The 18,767-nt window shown below is 49.6% G+C and carries 20 protein-coding genes and 1 pseudogene; 12 read left to right on the top strand and 9 right to left on the bottom strand.

All coding sequences use genetic code 11. The features are described from left to right. Positions 1 to 147 precede the first annotated feature (147 nt). The 7 genes from ychE (at position 148) to NNO03_RS20610 (ending at position 8,184) form a co-directional block, all read left to right on the top strand. The gene (gene ychE / locus NNO03_RS20640; RefSeq protein ID WP_137381703.1) at positions 148 to 795 is read left to right on the top strand and encodes an NAAT family transporter YchE; all 648 of its coding nucleotides are present in this window, start codon (positions 148 to 150) and stop codon (positions 793 to 795) included. Between the two features lie 773 nt (positions 796 to 1,568). Continuing rightward, a complete protein-coding gene (gene oppA / locus NNO03_RS20635; protein ID WP_040233217.1) occupies positions 1,569 to 3,200 on the top strand; it encodes an oligopeptide ABC transporter substrate-binding protein OppA in 1,632 nt (543 codons plus the stop codon). A gap of 230 nt (positions 3,201 to 3,430) precedes the next feature. Next, a complete protein-coding gene (gene oppB, locus NNO03_RS20630) occupies positions 3,431 to 4,351 on the top strand; it encodes an oligopeptide ABC transporter permease OppB (protein WP_005126405.1) in 921 nt (306 codons plus the stop codon). Positions 4,352 to 4,365: 14 nt separating this feature from the next. After that, positions 4,366 to 5,274, top strand: coding sequence for an oligopeptide ABC transporter permease OppC (oppC, locus tag NNO03_RS20625; RefSeq protein ID WP_048211481.1), 909 nt, complete (start codon positions 4,366 to 4,368; stop codon positions 5,272 to 5,274). An 11-nt stretch (positions 5,275 to 5,285) separates the two neighbouring features. Next, the gene (gene oppD, locus NNO03_RS20620; RefSeq protein WP_124021107.1) at positions 5,286 to 6,299 is read left to right on the top strand and encodes a murein tripeptide/oligopeptide ABC transporter ATP-binding protein OppD; all 1,014 of its coding nucleotides are present in this window, start codon (positions 5,286 to 5,288) and stop codon (positions 6,297 to 6,299) included. Beyond that, positions 6,296 to 7,300: a murein tripeptide/oligopeptide ABC transporter ATP-binding protein OppF gene (oppF, locus tag NNO03_RS20615; RefSeq protein ID WP_048211482.1), complete on the top strand. Its 1,005-nt coding sequence runs from the start codon at positions 6,296 to 6,298 to the stop codon at positions 7,298 to 7,300. Before oppD ends, oppF begins: the two co-directional genes overlap by 4 nt. Before the next feature lie 47 nt (positions 7,301 to 7,347). Further along, the gene (locus tag NNO03_RS20610; protein ID WP_137381706.1) at positions 7,348 to 8,184 is read left to right on the top strand and encodes an ion transporter; all 837 of its coding nucleotides are present in this window, start codon (positions 7,348 to 7,350) and stop codon (positions 8,182 to 8,184) included. A gap of 37 nt (positions 8,185 to 8,221) precedes the next feature. Here NNO03_RS20610 and NNO03_RS20605 read toward each other — a convergent pair whose 3' ends face one another. Together NNO03_RS20605 and cls are read right to left on the bottom strand one after the other, a co-directional pair. Beyond that, on the bottom strand, positions 8,222 to 8,551 hold the full coding sequence (locus NNO03_RS20605; protein WP_040233211.1) for an HI1450 family dsDNA-mimic protein: 330 nt from the start codon (positions 8,549 to 8,551) through the stop codon (positions 8,222 to 8,224). A 34-nt stretch (positions 8,552 to 8,585) separates the two neighbouring features. Further along, positions 8,586 to 10,046 carry a cardiolipin synthase gene (gene cls / locus NNO03_RS20600; protein ID WP_048211484.1) on the bottom strand — a complete coding sequence of 487 codons (1,461 nt, stop codon included), beginning with the start codon at positions 10,044 to 10,046 and terminating at the stop codon, positions 8,586 to 8,588. A gap of 142 nt (positions 10,047 to 10,188) precedes the next feature. On the opposite strand from cls, the gene NNO03_RS20595 reads away from it, so the two are divergent. Beyond that, positions 10,189 to 10,362, top strand: a complete 174-nt coding sequence (locus tag NNO03_RS20595) for a YciY family protein (RefSeq protein ID WP_005126414.1) — start codon at positions 10,189 to 10,191, stop codon at positions 10,360 to 10,362. Positions 10,363 to 10,415: 53 nt separating this feature from the next. Here the strand turns inward: NNO03_RS20595 and NNO03_RS20590 are convergent, their stop codons facing one another. Then, a complete protein-coding gene (locus NNO03_RS20590) occupies positions 10,416 to 10,712 on the bottom strand; it encodes a YciI family protein (RefSeq protein ID WP_271450392.1) in 297 nt (98 codons plus the stop codon). Between the two features lie 214 nt (positions 10,713 to 10,926). Here NNO03_RS20590 and tonB point away from each other — a divergent pair, with 214 nt between their 5' ends. Beyond that, positions 10,927 to 11,655, top strand: a complete 729-nt coding sequence (gene tonB, locus NNO03_RS20585; RefSeq protein ID WP_271440930.1) for a TonB system transport protein TonB — start codon at positions 10,927 to 10,929, stop codon at positions 11,653 to 11,655. 69 nt (positions 11,656 to 11,724) lie between these two features. On the opposite strand, the gene yciA is transcribed toward tonB, so the two are convergent. From yciA to NNO03_RS20565, 4 genes and pseudogenes are all read right to left on the bottom strand, one after another. After that, positions 11,725 to 12,126 carry an acyl-CoA thioester hydrolase YciA gene (yciA, locus tag NNO03_RS20580; protein ID WP_048211486.1) on the bottom strand — a complete coding sequence of 134 codons (402 nt, stop codon included), beginning with the start codon at positions 12,124 to 12,126 and terminating at the stop codon, positions 11,725 to 11,727. Between the two features lie 165 nt (positions 12,127 to 12,291). After that, positions 12,292 to 12,831: a septation protein A gene (locus NNO03_RS20575; protein ID WP_003020667.1), complete on the bottom strand. Its 540-nt coding sequence runs from the start codon at positions 12,829 to 12,831 to the stop codon at positions 12,292 to 12,294. Between the two features lie 56 nt (positions 12,832 to 12,887). Beyond that, the gene (locus NNO03_RS20570) at positions 12,888 to 13,631 is read right to left on the bottom strand and encodes a YciC family protein (RefSeq protein WP_040233207.1); all 744 of its coding nucleotides are present in this window, start codon (positions 13,629 to 13,631) and stop codon (positions 12,888 to 12,890) included. 28 nt (positions 13,632 to 13,659) lie between these two features. Continuing rightward, a pseudogene (locus tag NNO03_RS20565) lies at positions 13,660 to 13,746 on the bottom strand (YkgJ family cysteine cluster protein); the annotation flags it as partial. Between the two features lie 281 nt (positions 13,747 to 14,027). On the opposite strand from NNO03_RS20565, the gene ompW reads away from it, so the two are divergent. From ompW to NNO03_RS20550, 3 genes are all read left to right on the top strand, one after another. Continuing rightward, a complete protein-coding gene (ompW, locus tag NNO03_RS20560; protein ID WP_040233206.1) occupies positions 14,028 to 14,666 on the top strand; it encodes an outer membrane protein OmpW in 639 nt (212 codons plus the stop codon). 129 nt (positions 14,667 to 14,795) lie between these two features. Then, complete coding sequence (locus NNO03_RS20555; RefSeq protein WP_271450391.1) at positions 14,796 to 15,071, top strand: hypothetical protein; 276 nt, start codon at positions 14,796 to 14,798, stop codon at positions 15,069 to 15,071. Between the two features lie 191 nt (positions 15,072 to 15,262). Continuing rightward, positions 15,263 to 16,735: a GGDEF domain-containing protein gene (locus NNO03_RS20550; RefSeq protein ID WP_271450390.1), complete on the top strand. Its 1,473-nt coding sequence runs from the start codon at positions 15,263 to 15,265 to the stop codon at positions 16,733 to 16,735. Positions 16,736 to 16,767: 32 nt separating this feature from the next. Here NNO03_RS20550 and trpA read toward each other — a convergent pair whose 3' ends face one another. Beyond that, complete coding sequence (trpA, locus tag NNO03_RS20545) at positions 16,768 to 17,574, bottom strand: tryptophan synthase subunit alpha (RefSeq protein WP_271450389.1); 807 nt, start codon at positions 17,572 to 17,574, stop codon at positions 16,768 to 16,770. Then, entirely contained in the window at positions 17,574 to 18,767 is a 1,194-nt protein-coding gene (gene trpB / locus NNO03_RS20540) for a tryptophan synthase subunit beta (protein ID WP_202038508.1), read from the bottom strand. Before trpB ends, trpA begins: the two co-directional genes overlap by 1 nt.

Genomic DNA, 18,767 nt, shown 5'->3' with positions numbered 1-18,767 from the left:
CATATTAATAACACTGAGTAATGGTAGCGTATTTACGTAGATATACGCAGATAGCAGGTGAAGTATGCTGACAAAAGGCGTATCTTCAGCGCGGATTTCATCAATTTTTATGACTCATTTTATCCGGCTAACGCTTCGGAGCTAACCGTGATCCATACGCTATTCGATTTCCCTGTTTATTTTAAATTTTTCATCGGGTTATTTGCCCTGGTCAATCCGGTAGGGATCATCCCTGTCTTTATCAGCATGACCAGCTACCAGACCGCTGCCGCACGCAATAAAACCAACCTTACGGCAAACCTGTCGGTTGCTATCATTCTGTGGACCTCTCTGTTTCTGGGGGATGGAATTCTGCAATTGTTTGGCATCTCAATTGATTCGTTCAGGATTGCTGGTGGTATCCTGGTCGTGACTATCGCGATGTCGATGATCAGCGGAAAACTTGGGGAAGATAAGCAAAACAAGCAGGAAAAGTCGGAGACGGCAATACGCGAGAGCATTGGCGTTGTCCCGTTAGCGCTGCCGTTAATGGCGGGGCCGGGGGCAATAAGCTCAACGATCGTCTGGGGCACGCGTTATCATAGTGCCATTAATCTGTTTGGTTTTTTCGTGGCAATTGCGCTGTTTGCGCTGTGCTGTTGGGGATTGTTTCGAATGGCGCCATGGCTGGTTCGCCTGTTGGGACAAACCGGCATCAACGTCATTACGCGTATTATGGGGTTGTTACTCATGGCGTTGGGTATTGAGTTCATTGTGACCGGTATCAAGTCCATTTTCCCGGGTTTACTTGCCTGAATACACCCATTCAATATAAACGGAGCTGCTCTCTGGCTCCGTTTCCCTCCATTGTCAGTAAAACTTCTCACGAAAGTTGAAAAGTGGCATAGCAATACTAAAAAATGATGATAGCCAACTGCATTTTTATGTATTGATTTTAAACACAATTACCTTTTCCGCAGAACAGATGAAACAGGGCTGCATTGTTATTTTATTAACATCATACTCTGGGGCTTGCTGAAGGATTATCGAAATGATATTAGTTATTTCAGCACCTAATTTAGATGAATGTGCTAATTAATAACCAATTGTTAAATTTATGTGCATTCTGACGTCTCTTCGATGCCGGACAGGGTGATGAACTGGGTGTCTCATGCAATGCATTGAATTAATTGATTTTATTGTTGAAAAATTGCTTTTTTGATGATTTTTTAGTGCGGTTTTTTTTCGATAAAAGAGAATTGGTTAACAAATCTGTAAAATGTATTGGCGGTGAAGAAACGCATTTGATACTTTCCGGCCAGGTATTTAGCAGAAGATTTCACGTTGATGAGAATCATTTTCAGTTAGTTTCTCTCAACAGGATAATAGCGTGCTTCCGGCAGGGGAGGCACGTAGATAATCGACGCAAGGCGATCAAACGAATCGTCAGAATAAATAAAGTCGGTGATAGCGAGCAGTAAACAAAAAAACACCTGACGGTAGAAAATCTCCGGTGCCGTACAGGGATCCTGACAGGATTAACAGTCTGGTTATAAAACCAGCCATAATAATGAGGGAGTACAAACACAATGACTAACATCACTAAAAAAAGTTTAGTAGCTGCGGGGATCCTAACTGCGCTAATCGCTGGAAATGTTGCTACAGCAGCAGTAGTACCAGCAGGCGTACAGTTGGCTGAGAAGCAGACTCTGGTGCGTAATAATGGTTCGGAAGTCCAGTCACTCGATCCGCATAAAATCGAAGGTGTACCGGAATCCAACATTAACCGTGATTTATTTGAAGGTTTATTAATCAGTGACGTTGATGGCAAACCATCACCGGGCGTGGCTGATAAATGGGAAAATAAAGATTTTAAAGTTTGGACATTCCATCTGCGTAAAGACGCTAAATGGTCTGATGGAACGCCCGTTACCGCACAAGATTTCGTCTATAGCTGGCAACGTCTGGCGAACCCTAATACTGCTTCACCGTACGCCAGCTATTTACAGTACGGACATATTGTCAATATTGATGACATCATCGCCGGTAAGAAGCCAGTTACCGATCTCGGTGTAAAAGCGATTGACGACCATACCTTTGAAGTCACTCTGAGCGAACCTGTTCCTTATTTCTACAAACTACTTGTGCACTCCTCTCTTTCACCTGTGCCTAAAGCAGTGGTGGAAAAATTCGGTGAAAAATGGACCCAACCCGCTAACATCGTTTCTAACGGCTCTTATAAACTGAAAGACTGGGTTGTCAACGAGCGTATTGTTCTTGAGCGTAATACCCACTACTGGGACAACGCGAAAACCATTATTAACCAGGTTACATACCTGCCAATTTCTTCTGAAGTGACTGACGTGAACCGCTATCGCAGCGGTGAAATCGACATGACCTATAACAACATGCCGATTGAGTTATTCCAGAAACTGAAAAAAGAGATCCCGAACGAAGTTCACGTTGATCCTTACCTGTGCACCTATTATTACGAAATTAACAACCAAAAAGCACCGTTCAACGATGTTCGTGTTCGTACCGCCCTGAAGCTGGCGCTGGATCGTGACATTATCGTCAACAAAGTGAAAAACCAGGGCGATCTGCCTGCCTATAGCTTTACCCCGCCATATACTGATGGCGCTAAACTGGTTGAGCCAGAGTGGTTCAAGTGGTCACAGGAAAAACGTAACGAAGAAGCGAAAAAACTGCTGGCCGAAGCTGGTTTTACCGCAGATAAACCGTTGACCTTTGATCTGCTGTATAACACCTCCGATCTGCACAAGAAGCTGGCTATCGCTGCGGCATCCATCTGGAAGAAAAATCTGGGTGCGAACGTGAAGCTGGAAAATCAGGAGTGGAAGACGTTCCTCGATACGCGTCATCAGGGCAACTATGACGTTTCACGCGCAGGCTGGTGTGCGGATTATAACGAACCGACGTCTTTCCTGAATATGGTGCTGTCTGACAGCTCCAACAACACCGTCCACTATAAGAGCCCTGCATTTGACAAGTTGATTGCTGATACCCTGAAAGCAACTGATGATGCTCAGCGCAGTGAACTGTATTCGCAAGCAGAACAGCTGCTGGATAAAGACTCTGCAATTGTACCGGTGTTCTACTACGTTAACGCCCGTCTGGTGAAACCTTGGGTAGGCGGATACTCCGGTAAAGACCCGATGGATAATATCCACGTTAAAGACTTGTATATTATCAAGCATTAATGGCAAGACGTGGGGCAATCATTTTTGCCCCACAGTGTCTTTTTCTTCGAACTATAAATACCTCTTTAGACAAAGAGAGGTATACCCTAAATAATTCACGTTGCAGGAAGGCTTTACTCGCTCACGCCAGGAGCTTACTTAAGTAAGCTCCTGGCGTGAGCGAGTAAAGCCAACGCACCTGCAGCTTGAAGTATGACGGGTATAAAGGCACACGCCAGAAGGTACGGGCAATGTTGAAATTTATATTACGCCGCTGTCTGGAAGCGATTCCGACGCTATTTATTCTTATTACGATTTCATTCTTTATGATGCGTCTCGCGCCGGGTAGCCCTTTCACCGGAGAGCGCGCGTTACCGCCAGAAGTTCTGGCGAATATTGAAGCGAAATACCATCTTAATGACCCGATCTCAACGCAGTACTTTAGCTATCTGAAACAGCTGGCGCACGGTGATTTTGGGCCATCCTTTAAATATAAAGACTACACCGTTAATGACCTGGTCGCGTCAAGCTTTCCGGTTTCCGCGAAGCTGGGGGCTGCGGCCTTTATTCTGGCGGTGGTGATCGGCGTCAGTGCGGGCGTAATCGCCGCGTTGAAGCAAAACACGCGGTGGGATTACACAGTTATGGGGGTGGCGATGACCGGGGTGGTGATCCCCAGTTTTGTCGTTGCTCCCTTATTAGTCATGATATTTGCAATCACACTGAAATGGCTACCCGGTGGCGGCTGGAATGGTGGGGCGCTGAAATTTATGATCCTGCCAATGGTGGCGCTATCCCTGGCCTACATTGCCAGTATTGCGCGTATTACCCGCGGCTCGATGATTGAAGTGCTGCACTCTAACTTTATTCGGACCGCGCGTGCTAAAGGGTTACCGATGCGACGGATTATTTTCCGCCATGCGTTAAAACCTGCGTTGTTGCCGGTGTTGTCCTATATGGGCCCCGCGTTTGTCGGCATCATTACCGGTTCGATGGTTATTGAAACTATCTATGGTTTACCGGGTATTGGGCAGCTGTTTGTGAATGGCGCATTAAACCGCGATTACTCGCTGGTACTGAGCCTGACTATTCTGGTCGGTGCGCTGACCATCGTGTTTAACGCGATTGTCGATGTGCTGTATGCCGTAATCGACCCGAAAATCCGTTACTGATACTGGAGCTCGCTATGATGTTAAGTAAGAAAAACAGCGAAGCGCTGGAAAATTTCAGTGAGAAGCTGGAGGTCGAAGGCCGTAGCCTGTGGCAGGACGCGCGTCGACGCTTTATGCATAACCGGGCGGCAGTAGCCAGCCTCGTGGTACTGGTGATTATTGCGCTGTTTGTGACCCTGGCGCCAATGTTGTCGCAGTTTACCTACTTCGATACCGACTGGGGCATGATGTCCAGCGCGCCTGATACGGAGTCCGGGCACTATTTTGGCACTGACTCATCCGGTCGTGACCTGCTGGTGCGGGTGGCAATTGGAGGACGGATCTCGTTGATGGTGGGGATTGCGGCGGCGCTGGTGGCGGTGATTGTGGGCACGCTGTACGGTTCACTATCGGGTTACCTGGGCGGTAAAATCGACTCCGTGATGATGCGTCTGCTGGAAATCCTTAACTCCTTCCCGTTCATGTTCTTCGTTATTCTGTTGGTCACCTTCTTTGGGCAAAACATTCTGCTGATCTTTGTGGCGATTGGGATGGTGTCCTGGCTTGACATGGCGCGTATCGTTCGTGGCCAGACGCTGAGCCTGAAGCGCAAAGAGTTTATTGAAGCAGCCCAGGTCGGTGGGGTGTCTACCGTGCGTATTGTTGTGCGCCACATTGTGCCAAACGTACTGGGTGTAGTGGTGGTCTACGCCTCGTTGCTGGTTCCCAGCATGATCCTGTTTGAATCGTTCCTGAGCTTCCTGGGACTTGGCACACAAGAGCCGCTAAGTAGCTGGGGCGCATTGCTCAGTGATGGTGCCAACTCGATGGAAGTATCGCCATGGTTACTGCTGTTCCCGGCAGGGTTCCTGGTGGTGACGCTATTCTGTTTTAACTTTATTGGCGATGGCTTGCGTGATGCCCTCGACCCGAAAGACCGTTAAGGAGTGCCGCCATGAGCGTAATTGAGACCTCAACCGCGCCGCTCGCGCAACAACAGGCTAACGCACTGCTGAACGTGACCGATCTGCGTGTGACGTTTGCCACCCCAGATGGTGATGTTACTGCAGTAAACGATTTAAACTTTTCACTACGTGCCGGGGAAACGCTGGGTATCGTTGGTGAGTCTGGTTCAGGTAAGTCGCAGACTGCATTTGCCTTGATGGGCCTGCTGGCCGCAAATGGCCGTATTGGCGGTTCTGCTACATTCAACGGTCGTGAGATCCTGAACTTACCGGAGCGTGAGCTGAACAAACTGCGCGCCGAGCAAATCTCGATGATCTTCCAGGACCCCATGACCTCTCTGAATCCGTATATGCGGGTCGGCGAACAGTTAATGGAAGTGCTGATGCTACACAAAGGTATGAGCAAAGCAGAAGCCTTTGAAGAGTCAGTCAGAATGCTGGATGCGGTGAAAATGCCGGAAGCGCGTAAGCGTATGAAAATGTACCCGCATGAATTCTCCGGCGGTATGCGTCAACGTGTGATGATCGCCATGGCGCTACTGTGCAGGCCAAAGTTACTGATTGCCGATGAACCCACTACTGCGCTGGATGTTACGGTTCAGGCGCAAATCATGACGCTGCTGAATGAGCTGAAAAGTGAATTCAATACCGCAATTATCATGATTACCCACGACCTCGGTGTTGTTGCCGGTATTTGCGACAAAGTATTGGTGATGTATGCCGGACGCACGATGGAATATGGTAGTGCGCGCGATGTCTTTTATAAGCCTGTTCATCCGTATTCGATTGGCCTGCTCAATGCCGTCCCACGTCTGGATGCCGAAGGGGAAGAAATGCTGACTATCCCGGGTAATCCGCCGAACCTGTTGCGTTTACCGAAAGGCTGCCCGTTCCAGCCCCGTTGCCCGCATGCCATGGAAATCTGTAGCAGTGCTCCGCCACTGGAAGAGTTTAGTCCGGGCCGTCTGCGTGCCTGCTTTAAACCGGTGGAGGAACTGGTATGAATGCGGTAACCGAACAACGAAAAGTACTCCTCGAAATTGCCGATCTGAAAGTCCATTTCGACATCAAAGATGGTAAACAGTGGTTCTGGCAACCGTCGAAAACGCTGAAAGCCGTTGATGGCGTGACACTACGTCTGTATGAGGGCGAAACATTAGGTGTGGTGGGGGAATCCGGTTGCGGGAAATCGACGTTTGCGCGTGCGATTATCGGTCTGGTAAAAGCGACCGATGGTAAAGTCGCCTGGCTCGGCAAAGATTTGCTTGGCATGAAACCCGATGAGTGGCGGGCGGTACGCAGTGACATCCAGATGATTTTCCAGGATCCACTGGCATCGCTAAACCCGCGTATGACCATCGGTGAAATTATCGCTGAACCGTTGAGGACTTATCACCCGAATCTGCCTGGGCAGGAAGTTCGTGACCGCGTAAAGGCGATGATGATGAAAGTGGGGTTACTACCTAACCTGATTAACCGCTATCCGCACGAGTTTTCCGGTGGGCAGTGCCAGCGTATTGGTATTGCCCGCGCGTTGATCCTTGAGCCGAAGCTGATAATTTGTGATGAGCCCGTATCCGCGCTGGATGTGTCGATTCAGGCGCAGGTTGTTAACCTGTTGCAGCAATTACAGCGTGAGATGGGTTTATCATTAATCTTCATTGCCCATGACCTGGCAGTGGTTAAACATATTTCCGATCGCGTGCTGGTGATGTATCTCGGGCATGCGGTGGAATTAGGGACCTATGACGAGGTGTACCATAATCCGCTGCATCCCTATACCAAAGCGCTAATGTCAGCGGTGCCAATTCCCGATCCTGATATGGAGAGGAACAAGGTTATCCAACTGCTGGAAGGTGAGTTACCGTCCCCGATTAATCCGCCTTCGGGGTGTGTGTTCCGCACGCGTTGTCCGATCGCCGGACCAGAATGCGCGAAAACGCGTCCTGTACTTGAAGGGAGTTTCCGACACGCGGTTTCCTGCTTAAAAGTAGACCCGCTATAATCGAGAGGGCTGACATACTGTCAGCCCTTCTTTTTGGTGAGGTAAATGTGTCAGGCTTAGTCTCTTCTGTTCGCCGTACTCTCTACCGTACATTATTTGATTTAGATACACGCTCGGGGCGCCGTTTTGAAGGCATGTGTGCACTGTTCGCATTGCTGAGCGTGATTGTTATCTTCATTGAGTCTGGGGTTGGGACGCAATACCATTTAACCTATGATGAATGGCATATTTTTGTCTGGCTGGAAGTCTTTATTACGCTGGTCTTTACCCTCGAATATCTGCTCAGATTGTGCTGCTGGGCCAATCCTGCAAAATATGTGTTTAGCTTTTGGGGAATTATCGATCTCGCGACGATTCTGCCACTGTATGTGATGTGGCTATGGCCGGAAATTAGCCTGAGTTATGTTTTCGCCTGGCGAGCGATGCGCGTGCTGCGTGTACTGAGAATACTCAAACTGTTGCGATTTATGCCGTCGCTGCGTGTGTTCTGGAGCGCAATTAAAAGTGCCCGTCATCAGTTGATGCTGTTTTACTCGTTTATTGCCATTCTGATGATTGTCTTTGGTGCACTGATGTACCTGATCGAAGGCCCGAAATATGGTTTTACCACGCTGAATGCGTCGGTATATTGGGCAATCGTTACGGTTACGACAGTCGGTTATGGTGATATTACCCCGCATACCCCGCTTGGCCGCATGGTTGCGTCAGTACTGATCCTGATTGGTTATTCGGTTATTGCAATCCCGACAGGATTGATAACAACACACATGAGCAGTGCGTTTCAGCATCGGCAAAATCAGCGCAAATGTCCGCAGTGTCAACAAAGCCAGCATGAGCACAGCGCGCAATTTTGTAATCGCTGCGGAAGTAAATTGCCTGACTAGAAATAAAAAAAGCTGCGAGAGCAGCTTTTTGTTTTCATTATTCGCGCCAGAGAATGTGGCAGAGTTTGTGATCTTTTTCGCGACATAACAGAACACGCGCAAAAATATCGTTAATCTCACCGTCTTCTGAGTCTGCCAGACCAATCACTACTTCGGCGAAGAAGTCAGGATTCAGGTCAAAATCGACGTGCTCCTGCCAGTCTTGTGCAGGGTCAAATAACTCTGCACCGCCACGTTCTTCAAACTGCAAATTAAACAGAAGGATGTCGGCCGGATCGAGATTGTCCGCCGCCAGTTCGAGAAAAATGTCATAAGCCTGCTCAAGCGTTTCGTCTTCGGTCAGGCGGTTGTTCAAATCCATATCCATAATGACTACCTGTTTACTGTCTGATGGGCACGTTTTACAGCAACGGGCTAAAGAAGTAAAACAGTCGCTCAGCGATACGCTGCCAGAGTGGTCGTTTTACCCACAAACGTGCATCCAGCAGGCGGGAACGCGAAATATAATCATCCTGTACCGCGGCGAGGTCACCGCCGAATCCGGCATCGTCAATCACCAGTGTTATCTCAAAATTCAGCCACAGGCTGCGCATATCCAGGTTTACGGTACCGACAAGACTCAGTTCGCCATCGACCAGCACGCTTTTGGTATGTAACAACCCGCCTTCGAACTGATAGATTTTCACGCCTGCCGCCAGCAACTCGGTGAAAAAAGCCCGGCTTGCCCAGCCAACCAGCATTGAGTCATTCTTGCGTGGAAGAATGATGCTGACATCTACACCGCGCTGCGCCGCTGTACAGATGGCGTGCAGCAGATCGTCACTGGGGACAAAGTACGGGGTGGTCATGATTAAATATTCACGAGCAGAATATGCGGCGGTCAATAAGGCTTGATGGATCAGGTCTTCAGGGAAGCCAGGGCCGGAGGCAATAGTGTGAATGGTGTGTCCGCTAGCCTGCTCAAACGGCATGATGTTGACATCGGGAGGCGGCGGTAAAATGCGTTTACCGGTCTCAATTTCCCAGTCGCAGGAGTAGACGATCCCCATGGCAGTGGCCACCGGCCCTTCCATTCTCGCCATCAGGTCAACCCATTGTCCGACACCGGCATCCTGTTTAAAGAAACGCGGATCGACCATATTCATGCTACCGGTGTAAGCGATGTAGTTGTCGATCATGATCATTTTACGATGCTGGCGCAGGTCCATACGACGTAAAAATACACGCATCAGGTTAACTTTCAGCGCTTCAACCACCTCGATACCCGCGTTGCGCATCATCGCCGCCCACGGACTACGGAAGAATGCCACGCTGCCGGCGGAGTCCAGCATCAAACGACAGTGAATCCCCCGTCTGGCGGCAGCCATCAATGATTCCGCGACCTGATCGGCCATACCGCCAGGTTGCCAGATGTAGAACACCATCTCAATGTTGTGACGCGCCAACTGAATATCGCGGATTAACGCCTGCATCACGTCATCAGAGCTGGTGAGAAGCTGTAGCTGATTGCCCTTAACGCCAGCAATGCCCTGGCGACGCTCGCACAACTTAAATAATGATGAGGCAACGCTGCTGTTTTCTTGCGCGAAAATATGTTTGCAGGCTTTGAGATCGTTCAGCCATTTAGCCGTTGAAGGCCACATCGCTCTGGCACGCTCGGCGCGGCGTTTGCCCAGGTGGAGCTCACCAAAGGACAGATAAGCAATGATCCCTACCAATGGCAGTATATAGATGATCAAAAGCCAGGCCATTGCGGAGGGTACTGCGCGTCGCTTCATCAGAATGCGTAACGTTACGCCAGCAATGAGTACCCAGTAACCCAGAATGACCAGCCAACTCACCACGGTGTAGAAGGTTGTCATAAATTTAAAAATCCTTTTGAAAGCGTATCGTTAAGAGTTTACGCATCAGGAGTCATCTGGCAAATAAAAACACGGGAAAACCACTGGTCTGCATTCGGTCTGGGGGTATAATGCCCGCTCTGTGACTGGAAGAGTAGTTAACATGAAGCGTAGTAGAACGGAAGTGGGACGCTGGCGGATGCTGCGTCAGGCTAGCCGCCGTAAAGCACGTTGGCTTGAAGGGCAATCGCGCCGTAACATGCGTATCCACTCCATCAGAAAATGCATTCTCAATCATCAACGAAATTCGTTGTTGTTTGCGATCTATAGCATTTGATCCAAAAAGGGCACCGCTGGCGGTGCCCAATGTATTCCTGTCCGTTCTGTTTCTTAAAATACTTTTTTGTACGGCTTGATCGAAACCTGCGCATAAACGCCTGCAGCCACATACGGGTCGGCATCTGCCCACGCCTGTGCTGCCTCTAAAGATTCAAACTCCGCAATCACCGTCGAGCCGGTAAATCCCGCCGCACCCGGATCGTTACTGTCGACCGCGGGCATAGGGCCTGCCGTCAGTAGACGACCTTCATCATGGAGGAGTTGCAGACGGGCCAGGTGAGCAGGGCGTACGGAAAGACGTTTTTCGAGAGAATCTGCGATATCTTGAGCATAAATTACATACAGCACGGGTAGAGCTCCTTGATCGGTAAAAGTCGCGTTTACGTTATTGGAAAGCCCTGGTAACTGCAACGTAAAGATAATAGCTTTGTTAAGGCCATATTAAGATAATGGTTTTTTTACATGAAATTGCGTTTTAAATGCGGCTTACTGTCATGGGCTTATTGAATATGATTGCTATTTGCATTTAAAATCGAGGCCTGGTTTTATAACTGAAACGATTATGACTGCAATGACCCTTGATTTACCTCGTCGCTTTCCCTGGCCGACGTTACTTTCCGTCGGCATTCACGGCGCTGTAGTGGCGGGTCTGTTGTATACCTCGGTACATCAGGTTATTGAACTGCCTGCACCCGCGCAGCCGATCTCCATCACGATGGTCGCACCTGCCGATCTTGAGCCACCTCAGGCAGTTCAACCACCGCCGGAGCCTGTCGTTGAGCCTGAACCGGAACCTGAACCTATACCGGAACCGCCAAAAGAGGCACCGGTGGTGATCGAGAAACCGAAGCCTAAGCCAAAACCGAAGCCGAAACCGGTGAAAAAGGTTGAAGAGCAGCCAAAACGTGACGTGAAACCGGCTGAGTCGCGTCCGGCATCGCCGTTTGAGAACACGGCGCCTGCTCGTCCGGCAGCAACCAGTACCGCACCGGCAACCAGTAAACCTGCGGTTAGTGCACCGTCTGGGCCACGCGCCTTAAGTCGTAATCAGCCACAGTATCCGGCGCGCGCGCAGGCTCTGCGCATTGAAGGCCGGGTGAAGGTCAAGTTTGATGTCACATCAGATGGCCGTGTAGAGAATGTTGAGGTGCTTTCCGCACAGCCTGCCAATATGTTTGAGCGTGAAGTGAAAAATGCGATGCGCAGATGGCGTTACGAGGCGGGCAAACCGGGATCTGGCCTGGTGGTGAATATCGTTTTCCGTCTGAACGGTACGGCGCAGATTGAGTAACTGGCGTGCCGGAGTTGGCGTCAGGCCTTCTCCGGCAAGCAGGTTTGATAACGGTGTTAACGCTGGTTATCAGACCTGTGTTGGTATCGGACGGGGTTTACCGTCTTTATCTACAGCGACGTAGATAAATAGGGCTTCAGTGGCTTTGTAACGCTGGCCAATGGGTTCCGAAGCGACTTTCTTCACCCAGACTTCAATATTAATGCTGATTGACGTCGTTCCGCGTTTTACACAGCGAGCGTAGCAACAGACGACATCACCTACGGCAACCGGGCGCAAAAAGCTCATTCCTTCAACTCGCACCGTCACCACGCGGCCGTGTGCGATCTCTTTGGCCTGGATAGCGCCACCAATATCCATCTGTGACATCAGCCAGCCGCCAAAAATATCACCGTTAGCATTGGTATCGGCAGGCATGGCCAGAGTGCGTAAAACCAGTTCACCCTGGGGGGTGTTATTCGTTGTTGTCATTGTAGAACCGACTGTAGAGAAAGATTACAGGCGCGATGCTACTAGAATTTACGGGCGGAGAACAGAGGGGATGCGGCGCGCGGAGGGGATGTAAGCCAGCTTGTCTGCCACGAAGAACGCAAGCGGATAAAAATTCGCCAGATCCGCAGATCTGGCGAACACATATTACGATTTATCTTCCTGCGGCAGATGGCGGTAGATATAGACTCCGCTCAGCAACGTGAAGAATAAGGTCAGGGCGGTTAATCCGAACACTTTGAAGTTGACCCAAATGTTCTGCGGCAGCCAAAACGCAATGTAGATATTGGCCAGTCCACACAGGATGAAGAAGACAGCCCAGGCCAGATTCAGCTTTGACCATACCGGCTGCGGCAGTGTCAGCTCTTTTCCTAACATGCGCTGAATCAGTGGCTTTTTCATTACCCACTGGCTAACCAGTAGTGCACCGGCAAACAGTCCGTAAATCACCGTAACCTTCCACTTAATGAATTCATCGTTGTGGAAGAAAATCGTCAGGCCACCGAAGACGGCAACCAGAACAAAGGTGATTAACGCCATCTTCTCGACCTTGCGATAGCGAACCCAACTGTAAATCAACACCACAGCCGTTGCGACAATAAGCGCCGAGGTTGCCGCGTAGATGTCATAGAGCTTATAAAAAGCAAAAAAGACAACCAGCGGTAAAAAATCAAGAAACTGCTTCATTCTTCGAGTCCGTAATCAAAAAGCATTGGGTAACACACCCGGCATGCGTTCAGGGTTTATTGACGAATCAGCATATACAGGCGGAACAAATAGATCAGCAGCACAGCAGAGATCATATTGCTCAGCGTATTCGCCAATACCGCGCCTACGTTTGGCGTTAGTACTGCAAAACTTGGCGCAAAAAGCAACAGCAGCGTTTTTGCCAGTAACCAACCGATTACTGCCGGCGCTACCAGTCGCATATTAGACCACGCCAGACGCATACTGTTGCGCATAGCGGCAAAGACGCCCATTTTATCCTGCACGACCATCACTGGCGCGAGGGCCAGCAAGATAGCCAGCAGAATACCAGGCACGACAACCAGCATAATACCGACCTGTACCAGCAGGGTAGTCAGAAAAATCAGAATAAACAATTTAGGTAATACCGGCGCGCTGGCGCCAATGGCGCGTAATGCGCTAACCCGATGACCCGCCGAAATCAGTTGAATCATCAGGATGATGCCTCCTGCAAGGATGGCATTACCAATCAGCCCTGAAAACGTCGATGCTGCAGAAGCGCGTAGCAAAATTTGCTGCTGCTCCGGCGTCATATTCTGTACCAGGTCGAACAAGCCCACACTGCTGGTTAGCTGATCCCCTTCGCTCAGTTGCGCGATTTGCGCGTCGCTGGGAGAAAAGGCATGCCCTAGCACCACTGTGATAAACGCGCACAATAACGATACCAGCAAGATGGTAATGAATTGATTACGGAAAAAGTTTCCCGTGTCACGGTAAACGGATTTCGCCGTGATAGACATGCACTCTCCTTGAGTTTTGCAGGTGTTCATTTGCGCGCAATTGTACCCTGGATAACTCTACAGTGGCAGCATCGTACGATGTATGGAAAGGCATATCTTTGTAAAGCTCCGGTAATTTTTGGCCAGGACTTCAGCATCTTGAAACATCATTGTGTGTTCTCTGTACATCACGTTCAAATAACAAACGCTTCCTGTTGGAGCTAAAGGTACTTGCATAGTGAAAATATATCAAAATTGATCTGAATTAATTTAACCAGGATTTTGAATGCAAGTTCTAACTTAATCTGGATCAATAAATGTTAAATTATCAAACTCAATGTGATCCAGGTTAGATCACTTATTACTCCATTGTGGGTATATTCGTTCCGCTTTTATAACCATAACGATGGAGCGGACATGAAAAAATTAACAGTTGCAGCATTGGCTTTAACAACTCTTCTCTCTGGGAACGCATTTGCGCATGAGGCCGGAGAGTTCTTTATTCGTGCAGGTTCGGCTACCGTCAGACCGACGGAAGGCGCGGGTGGTACGCTGGGAAGCCTGGGTGGCTTTGATGTCAGCAACAATACGCAGTTGGGCCTGACATTCACGTATATGGCAACCGACAATATTGGCGTTGAGTTACTGGCAGCCACGCCGTTCCGCCATAAGATCGGCACCGGGGCAACCGGTGATATTGCCACCGTTCATCATTTACCGCCGACATTAATGGCGCAGTGGTACTTTGGCGACTCCAGCAGCAAACTGCGTCCTTACGTTGGCGTGGGTGTGAACTACACGACTTTCTTCGATGAAGGTTTTAACAACAACGGAAAAGAGGCGGGTTTATCCGATCTGAGCCTGAAAGACTCCTGGGGTGCGGCTGGACAAGTCGGTATGGACTATCTGATCAACCGCGACTGGCTGATTAACATGTCAGTCTGGTACATGGATATCGACACCACCGCGAGCTATAAAATGGGTGGCGTCCAGCAGCGCGACAGCGTACGCCTTGATCCGTGGGTGTTTATGTTCTCCGCGGGTTATCGTTTTTAAGTCAGCGATTCCAGTCTGAAAGGCTGGTCGTTTAGCGGCCAGCTTTTCTCCTCTCTTTTTCCCTTCCCGACTTTCTCCCCTTTGATGTAATGCTACTCTTTAAGCAAACTGGCTTTGAGGGTATTGACGATGATATTGACCCGTCAGCTGCTACAACAAAAAATTTCCCTTATGGAAGCATCCATAGACGATGATACGAAAGAGTTTGCCGTGTATGCTGCGCGCGAATTATTGAATTACATGAGCAGGGTGGAAGCCCTGGAAAAGGTCATCGCCACACAAATCACACTACCTTATTGCAGCGCCAGTCCGGTTTGTGAAATCGAAGCGGGGTATGCCGCAGGCGTGAGCGACTGTCGGGAGGCGATTCGGCGTGCCGGCTATCCGATAGCCGGGGATGACTAGTTTGCATTTTTGTTAACAAAAATGTTCTTTTGTTGTATAAATCTGTAACTTAGGTACACGGGCGAGACCTTATTTTCATCCATTATCAGGGCCGCAGGACGATCACTATTATTTTTAATACTCAGCGCTGTTATGCAACAACATAAACGGGTAACCGGTTTGGCATTACCGTTAACTATCAGGGTGGACTCGTGAAGATTGTGCAAGATAAGCTCAGGAACAGGCAGGCACTGCTGGTATCGGGGCTGATTACGCTGATATTTACCTCGTTGTTTCTGTTTATCATCTACGAACAGCGTATGGCCACGGCCAGTGAAGGGATTAACCGCCTGCAAGCGCGTATGCTGGATATCTTTAATGATAATGAACTCATCGCCGATGCGATTGGTGAGCGCTACCATCACATTAAAAATGACGATCAATGTGATAATGCGGCGCAGTTTGTTCCGCGAAATGCGGGTGAATGGGGGATTAATGCCGACCCAAAGCGGGTGCATTCGGCAACAGGGACGATTATCGCCCGACAAGCTAACCTTAAAGCTATATGTATGTATACGGCAGCGGAGTTTATTCGCGGCATGGTTAATGAGTTAAATCCTGGCAGTTTTGATGCGCATCGTTACATCATTGCCAAGAATGCGGATTATTTTTACTGGTTTATGCCTTCTGATTCGCGCAATTTTACGTTCTCTGATTCTGAAATGGCGCAGGACATTACCGGATTTTTCTATCCGCCAGTCGATTTTTATACCCGTTTGTTGCAAAAAAACATCAAGAATAAAGCGCTCAGTTCAACGAATTTTTATACCGATAAAATTACCGGTGAAAAAGCCTACAGCGTGGTGAGCTATATCTATGACCTTTCCGGGAAAGAGATATCGGATCAAATCGTCGCCTATCTGGTCTATGACCATTCAAAGCCGGAGTTGCAGGAGGCGTTGGCAAATGCTTTTGACTATCAAATGCCACCGGGCCTGAATGTGGCTCTGGTGAATTTATCCAATAATGAGCGCCTCTGTTTATCTGGCAAATGTACGGGGAAAACGCGCATTATGGTGCGGAAGTTGTCAGAAAAATATGCGCTGTACTACTCAATAGCATTAGGCCGGTTTATGGTGCGCGATACGCACGCCGGAATTGTGATACTGCTGGCACCATTCTTCTTTATTATGATCAGTTTCTCGCTGAAGTCGTGGCTGAATCAAAGCGACCTCAAAGTCTATATTGATTCGCTGACTGGCTGCTTTAATCGGCGAATTCTCGACATTATTAAGCGTCGGGACTTATCACATTGTTCTGTGGTGCTGCTGGATTGCAATAAGTTTAAGGCAGTCAACGACACCTGGGGGCATGCCGCAGGCGATCGCGCGCTGCAAACTATTGCCAACAGAATGTTGTCAAACACTCGTACCAGCCACGATCTCGTGATTCGTACCGGTGGGGATGAATTTATGATCCTGCTGTTTCGCTCCCAGACAAGTGATGCTATCGCGATTGCGCAGCGTATCAGTGGCCAGGTCAACAATCACGTCTTTGTGGTGGATGGCCACACCGTACCGCTGTCAGTGTCATGGGGCGTTGCTGAGGTGAAGGGCGAACTGGATGTGGCCATCCAGAATGCGGATAACGCCATGTACAAAATGAAGCAGGCGAAAGAAGGGTAAAACCGCCAGACGTTTCTGGCGGTTATTTCAGCTTACTGATGGGTGGCGGCTTTCATTGCACTGACAAAGGTTTTCAGCTCAGCCAGCATTTGCTCTGGTGCTGCAACATTCTTCTCAATGATTTTGACAATCGCCGATCCAGAAATAGCCCCCGCAGCACCTGCTTCAATGGCGCCTGTCACCTGTTCCGGTGCAGAGATACCAAAGCCCTGTAAAGAAGGCGGGGCATTAAATTCTTTCAGCTTCTCGACCAGATGATGTAACGGTAACGCTGCACGATTTTCGGCACCTGTAACACCTGCGCGTGACAATAGATAGGTATAACCGCGGCCATAAGAGGCAATCTGGCGCAGCAGTTCCTCGTCAGCGTTAGGCGGGCAAATGAAAATTGGCGCGACATTATGGCGTAATGCCGCCGTTCTGAATGGCGCAGATTCTTCAACCGGCACATCGGCGACTAATACCGAATCTACACCGACCTTCTCGCACTGTGCGTAAAATTCGTCAATACCTTTACTGAACACCAGGTTGGCATACATCAGTAAACCAATCGGAATGGTTGGGTGTTTTTGCCGAACCAGTGCCAACATTTCAAAGCATTGTGACGGTGTGACGCCTGCCGCGAACGCACGTAAGGTCGCTTCCTGAATGGTTGGACCGTCGGCCAGCGGATCGGAGAACGGAATACCCAGCTCAAGCGCATCGGCACCCGCTTCAATCAGCGTATCAATGATTTTCAGTGACTGTTCAACAGAAGGATCGCCAAGGGTTACGAAGGGGACAAAAGCGCCTTCTTTGCGGTCCTTCAGTTGTGCAAACAGGTTTTCATAACGTTCCATCAGATTTCCCCTCGCGCTTTCAGAATATCGTGTACGGTGAAAATGTCTTTGTCGCCGCGACCAGAGAGGTTGACCACCAGTAATTGCTCTTTCTCCGGGTTTTCCCGCATCATTTTCAACGCATGTGCCAGGGCGTGGGAAGACTCCAGCGCCGGGATAATCCCCTCATGCAGACACAGTGTTTTGAAGGCTTCAAGCGCTTCATCATCAGTAATCGAAACATAGTCAGCGCGTCCGATACTGTTCAGATAAGCGTGTTGTGGCCCGACTGACGGGAAGTCCAGCCCCGCAGAAATGGAGTAGGACTCTTCGATTTGCCCTTCAGTGGTCTGCATCATAGGCGACTTCATGCCGAAGTAAATCCCGACACGACCATGTTTCAGCGGTGCGCCGTGCTCGCCGGATTCGATCCCGTGACCACCAGGCTCAACGCCAATCAGTCCAACGCTGGTTTCATTTATAAAATCGGCGAACATGCCGATCGCATTTGAGCCGCCGCCGACACAGGCGATCACGGCATCCGGCAGACGGCCTTCTTTTTCCAGAATCTGCGCTTTTGTTTCTTCACCAATCATGCGCTGGAACTCGCGTACGATAGTCGGGAAAGGATGCGGGCCTGCCGCCGTACCCAGCATATAGTGCGCGGTATCGTAACTGCCAGACCAGTCGCGCAACGCCTCGTTACAGGCATCTTTCAACGTGGCAGAGCCGCTGTGTACCGGAATAACCTCAGCACCCATCAGACGCATACGGAAAACGTTCGGAGACTGACGCTCGACGTCTTTCGCACCCATATAAATACGGCACTTTAAACCCAGCAGGGCGCTGGCAAGGGCAGACGCCACACCGTGCTGACCCGCACCTGTTTCTGCGATGATTTCTGTTTTCCCCATGCGCTTCGCCAGTAACGCTTGTCCCAGAACCTGGTTCGTTTTGTGCGCGCCGCCGTGCAGCAGATCCTCACGCTTGAGATACAGCGTAGTCCTGGTGCCGTTAGTGATGTTCTGGCATTTGGTCAACGCGGTAGGGCGCCCGGCATAGTTTTTCAGCAGGTCGGTAAACTGGGCCTGAAACTCAGGGTCTTTTTGTGCACTGACGAACGCTTCTTCCAGTTGGCGCAGTGCAGGCATCAGAATCTGTGGCACATACATACCGCCAAATTCACCAAAATACGGATTGAGTAATGTTGTCAT

It is taken from the genome of Citrobacter sp. Igbk 16 (assembly GCF_028069755.1).
Taxonomy (GTDB): domain Bacteria; phylum Pseudomonadota; class Gammaproteobacteria; order Enterobacterales; family Enterobacteriaceae; genus Citrobacter.
The sequence above is the reverse complement of the archived record's forward strand: the minus strand, read 5'-3'. Positions and strand labels throughout refer to the sequence as shown.

Coding starts and splice junctions, on each gene's coding strand:
- oppA (WP_040233217.1), top strand. CDS start 1,569: ATGACTAACATCACTAAAAAAAGTTTAGTAGCTGCGGGGATCCTAACT.
- oppB (WP_005126405.1), top strand. CDS start 3,431: ATGTTGAAATTTATATTACGCCGCTGTCTGGAAGCGATTCCGACGCTA.
- oppC (WP_048211481.1), top strand. CDS start 4,366: ATGATGTTAAGTAAGAAAAACAGCGAAGCGCTGGAAAATTTCAGTGAG.
- oppD (WP_124021107.1), top strand. CDS start 5,286: ATGAGCGTAATTGAGACCTCAACCGCGCCGCTCGCGCAACAACAGGCT.
- oppF (WP_048211482.1), top strand. CDS start 6,296: ATGAATGCGGTAACCGAACAACGAAAAGTACTCCTCGAAATTGCCGAT.
- NNO03_RS20605 (WP_040233211.1), bottom strand. CDS start 8,551: ATGGATATGGATTTGAACAACCGCCTGACCGAAGACGAAACGCTTGAG.
- cls (WP_048211484.1), bottom strand. CDS start 10,046: ATGACAACCTTCTACACCGTGGTGAGTTGGCTGGTCATTCTGGGTTAC.
- NNO03_RS20595 (WP_005126414.1), top strand. CDS start 10,189: ATGAAGCGTAGTAGAACGGAAGTGGGACGCTGGCGGATGCTGCGTCAG.
- tonB (WP_271440930.1), top strand. CDS start 10,927: ATGACTGCAATGACCCTTGATTTACCTCGTCGCTTTCCCTGGCCGACG.
- yciA (WP_048211486.1), bottom strand. CDS start 12,126: ATGACAACAACGAATAACACCCCCCAGGGTGAACTGGTTTTACGCACT.
- NNO03_RS20575 (WP_003020667.1), bottom strand. CDS start 12,831: ATGAAGCAGTTTCTTGATTTTTTACCGCTGGTTGTCTTTTTTGCTTTT.
- NNO03_RS20570 (WP_040233207.1), bottom strand. CDS start 13,631: ATGTCTATCACGGCGAAATCCGTTTACCGTGACACGGGAAACTTTTTC.
- ompW (WP_040233206.1), top strand. CDS start 14,028: ATGAAAAAATTAACAGTTGCAGCATTGGCTTTAACAACTCTTCTCTCT.
- NNO03_RS20555 (WP_271450391.1), top strand. CDS start 14,796: ATGATATTGACCCGTCAGCTGCTACAACAAAAAATTTCCCTTATGGAA.
- trpA (WP_271450389.1), bottom strand. CDS start 17,574: ATGGAACGTTATGAAAACCTGTTTGCACAACTGAAGGACCGCAAAGAA.
- trpB (WP_202038508.1), bottom strand. CDS start 18,767: ATGACAACATTACTCAATCCGTATTTTGGTGAATTTGGCGGTATGTAT.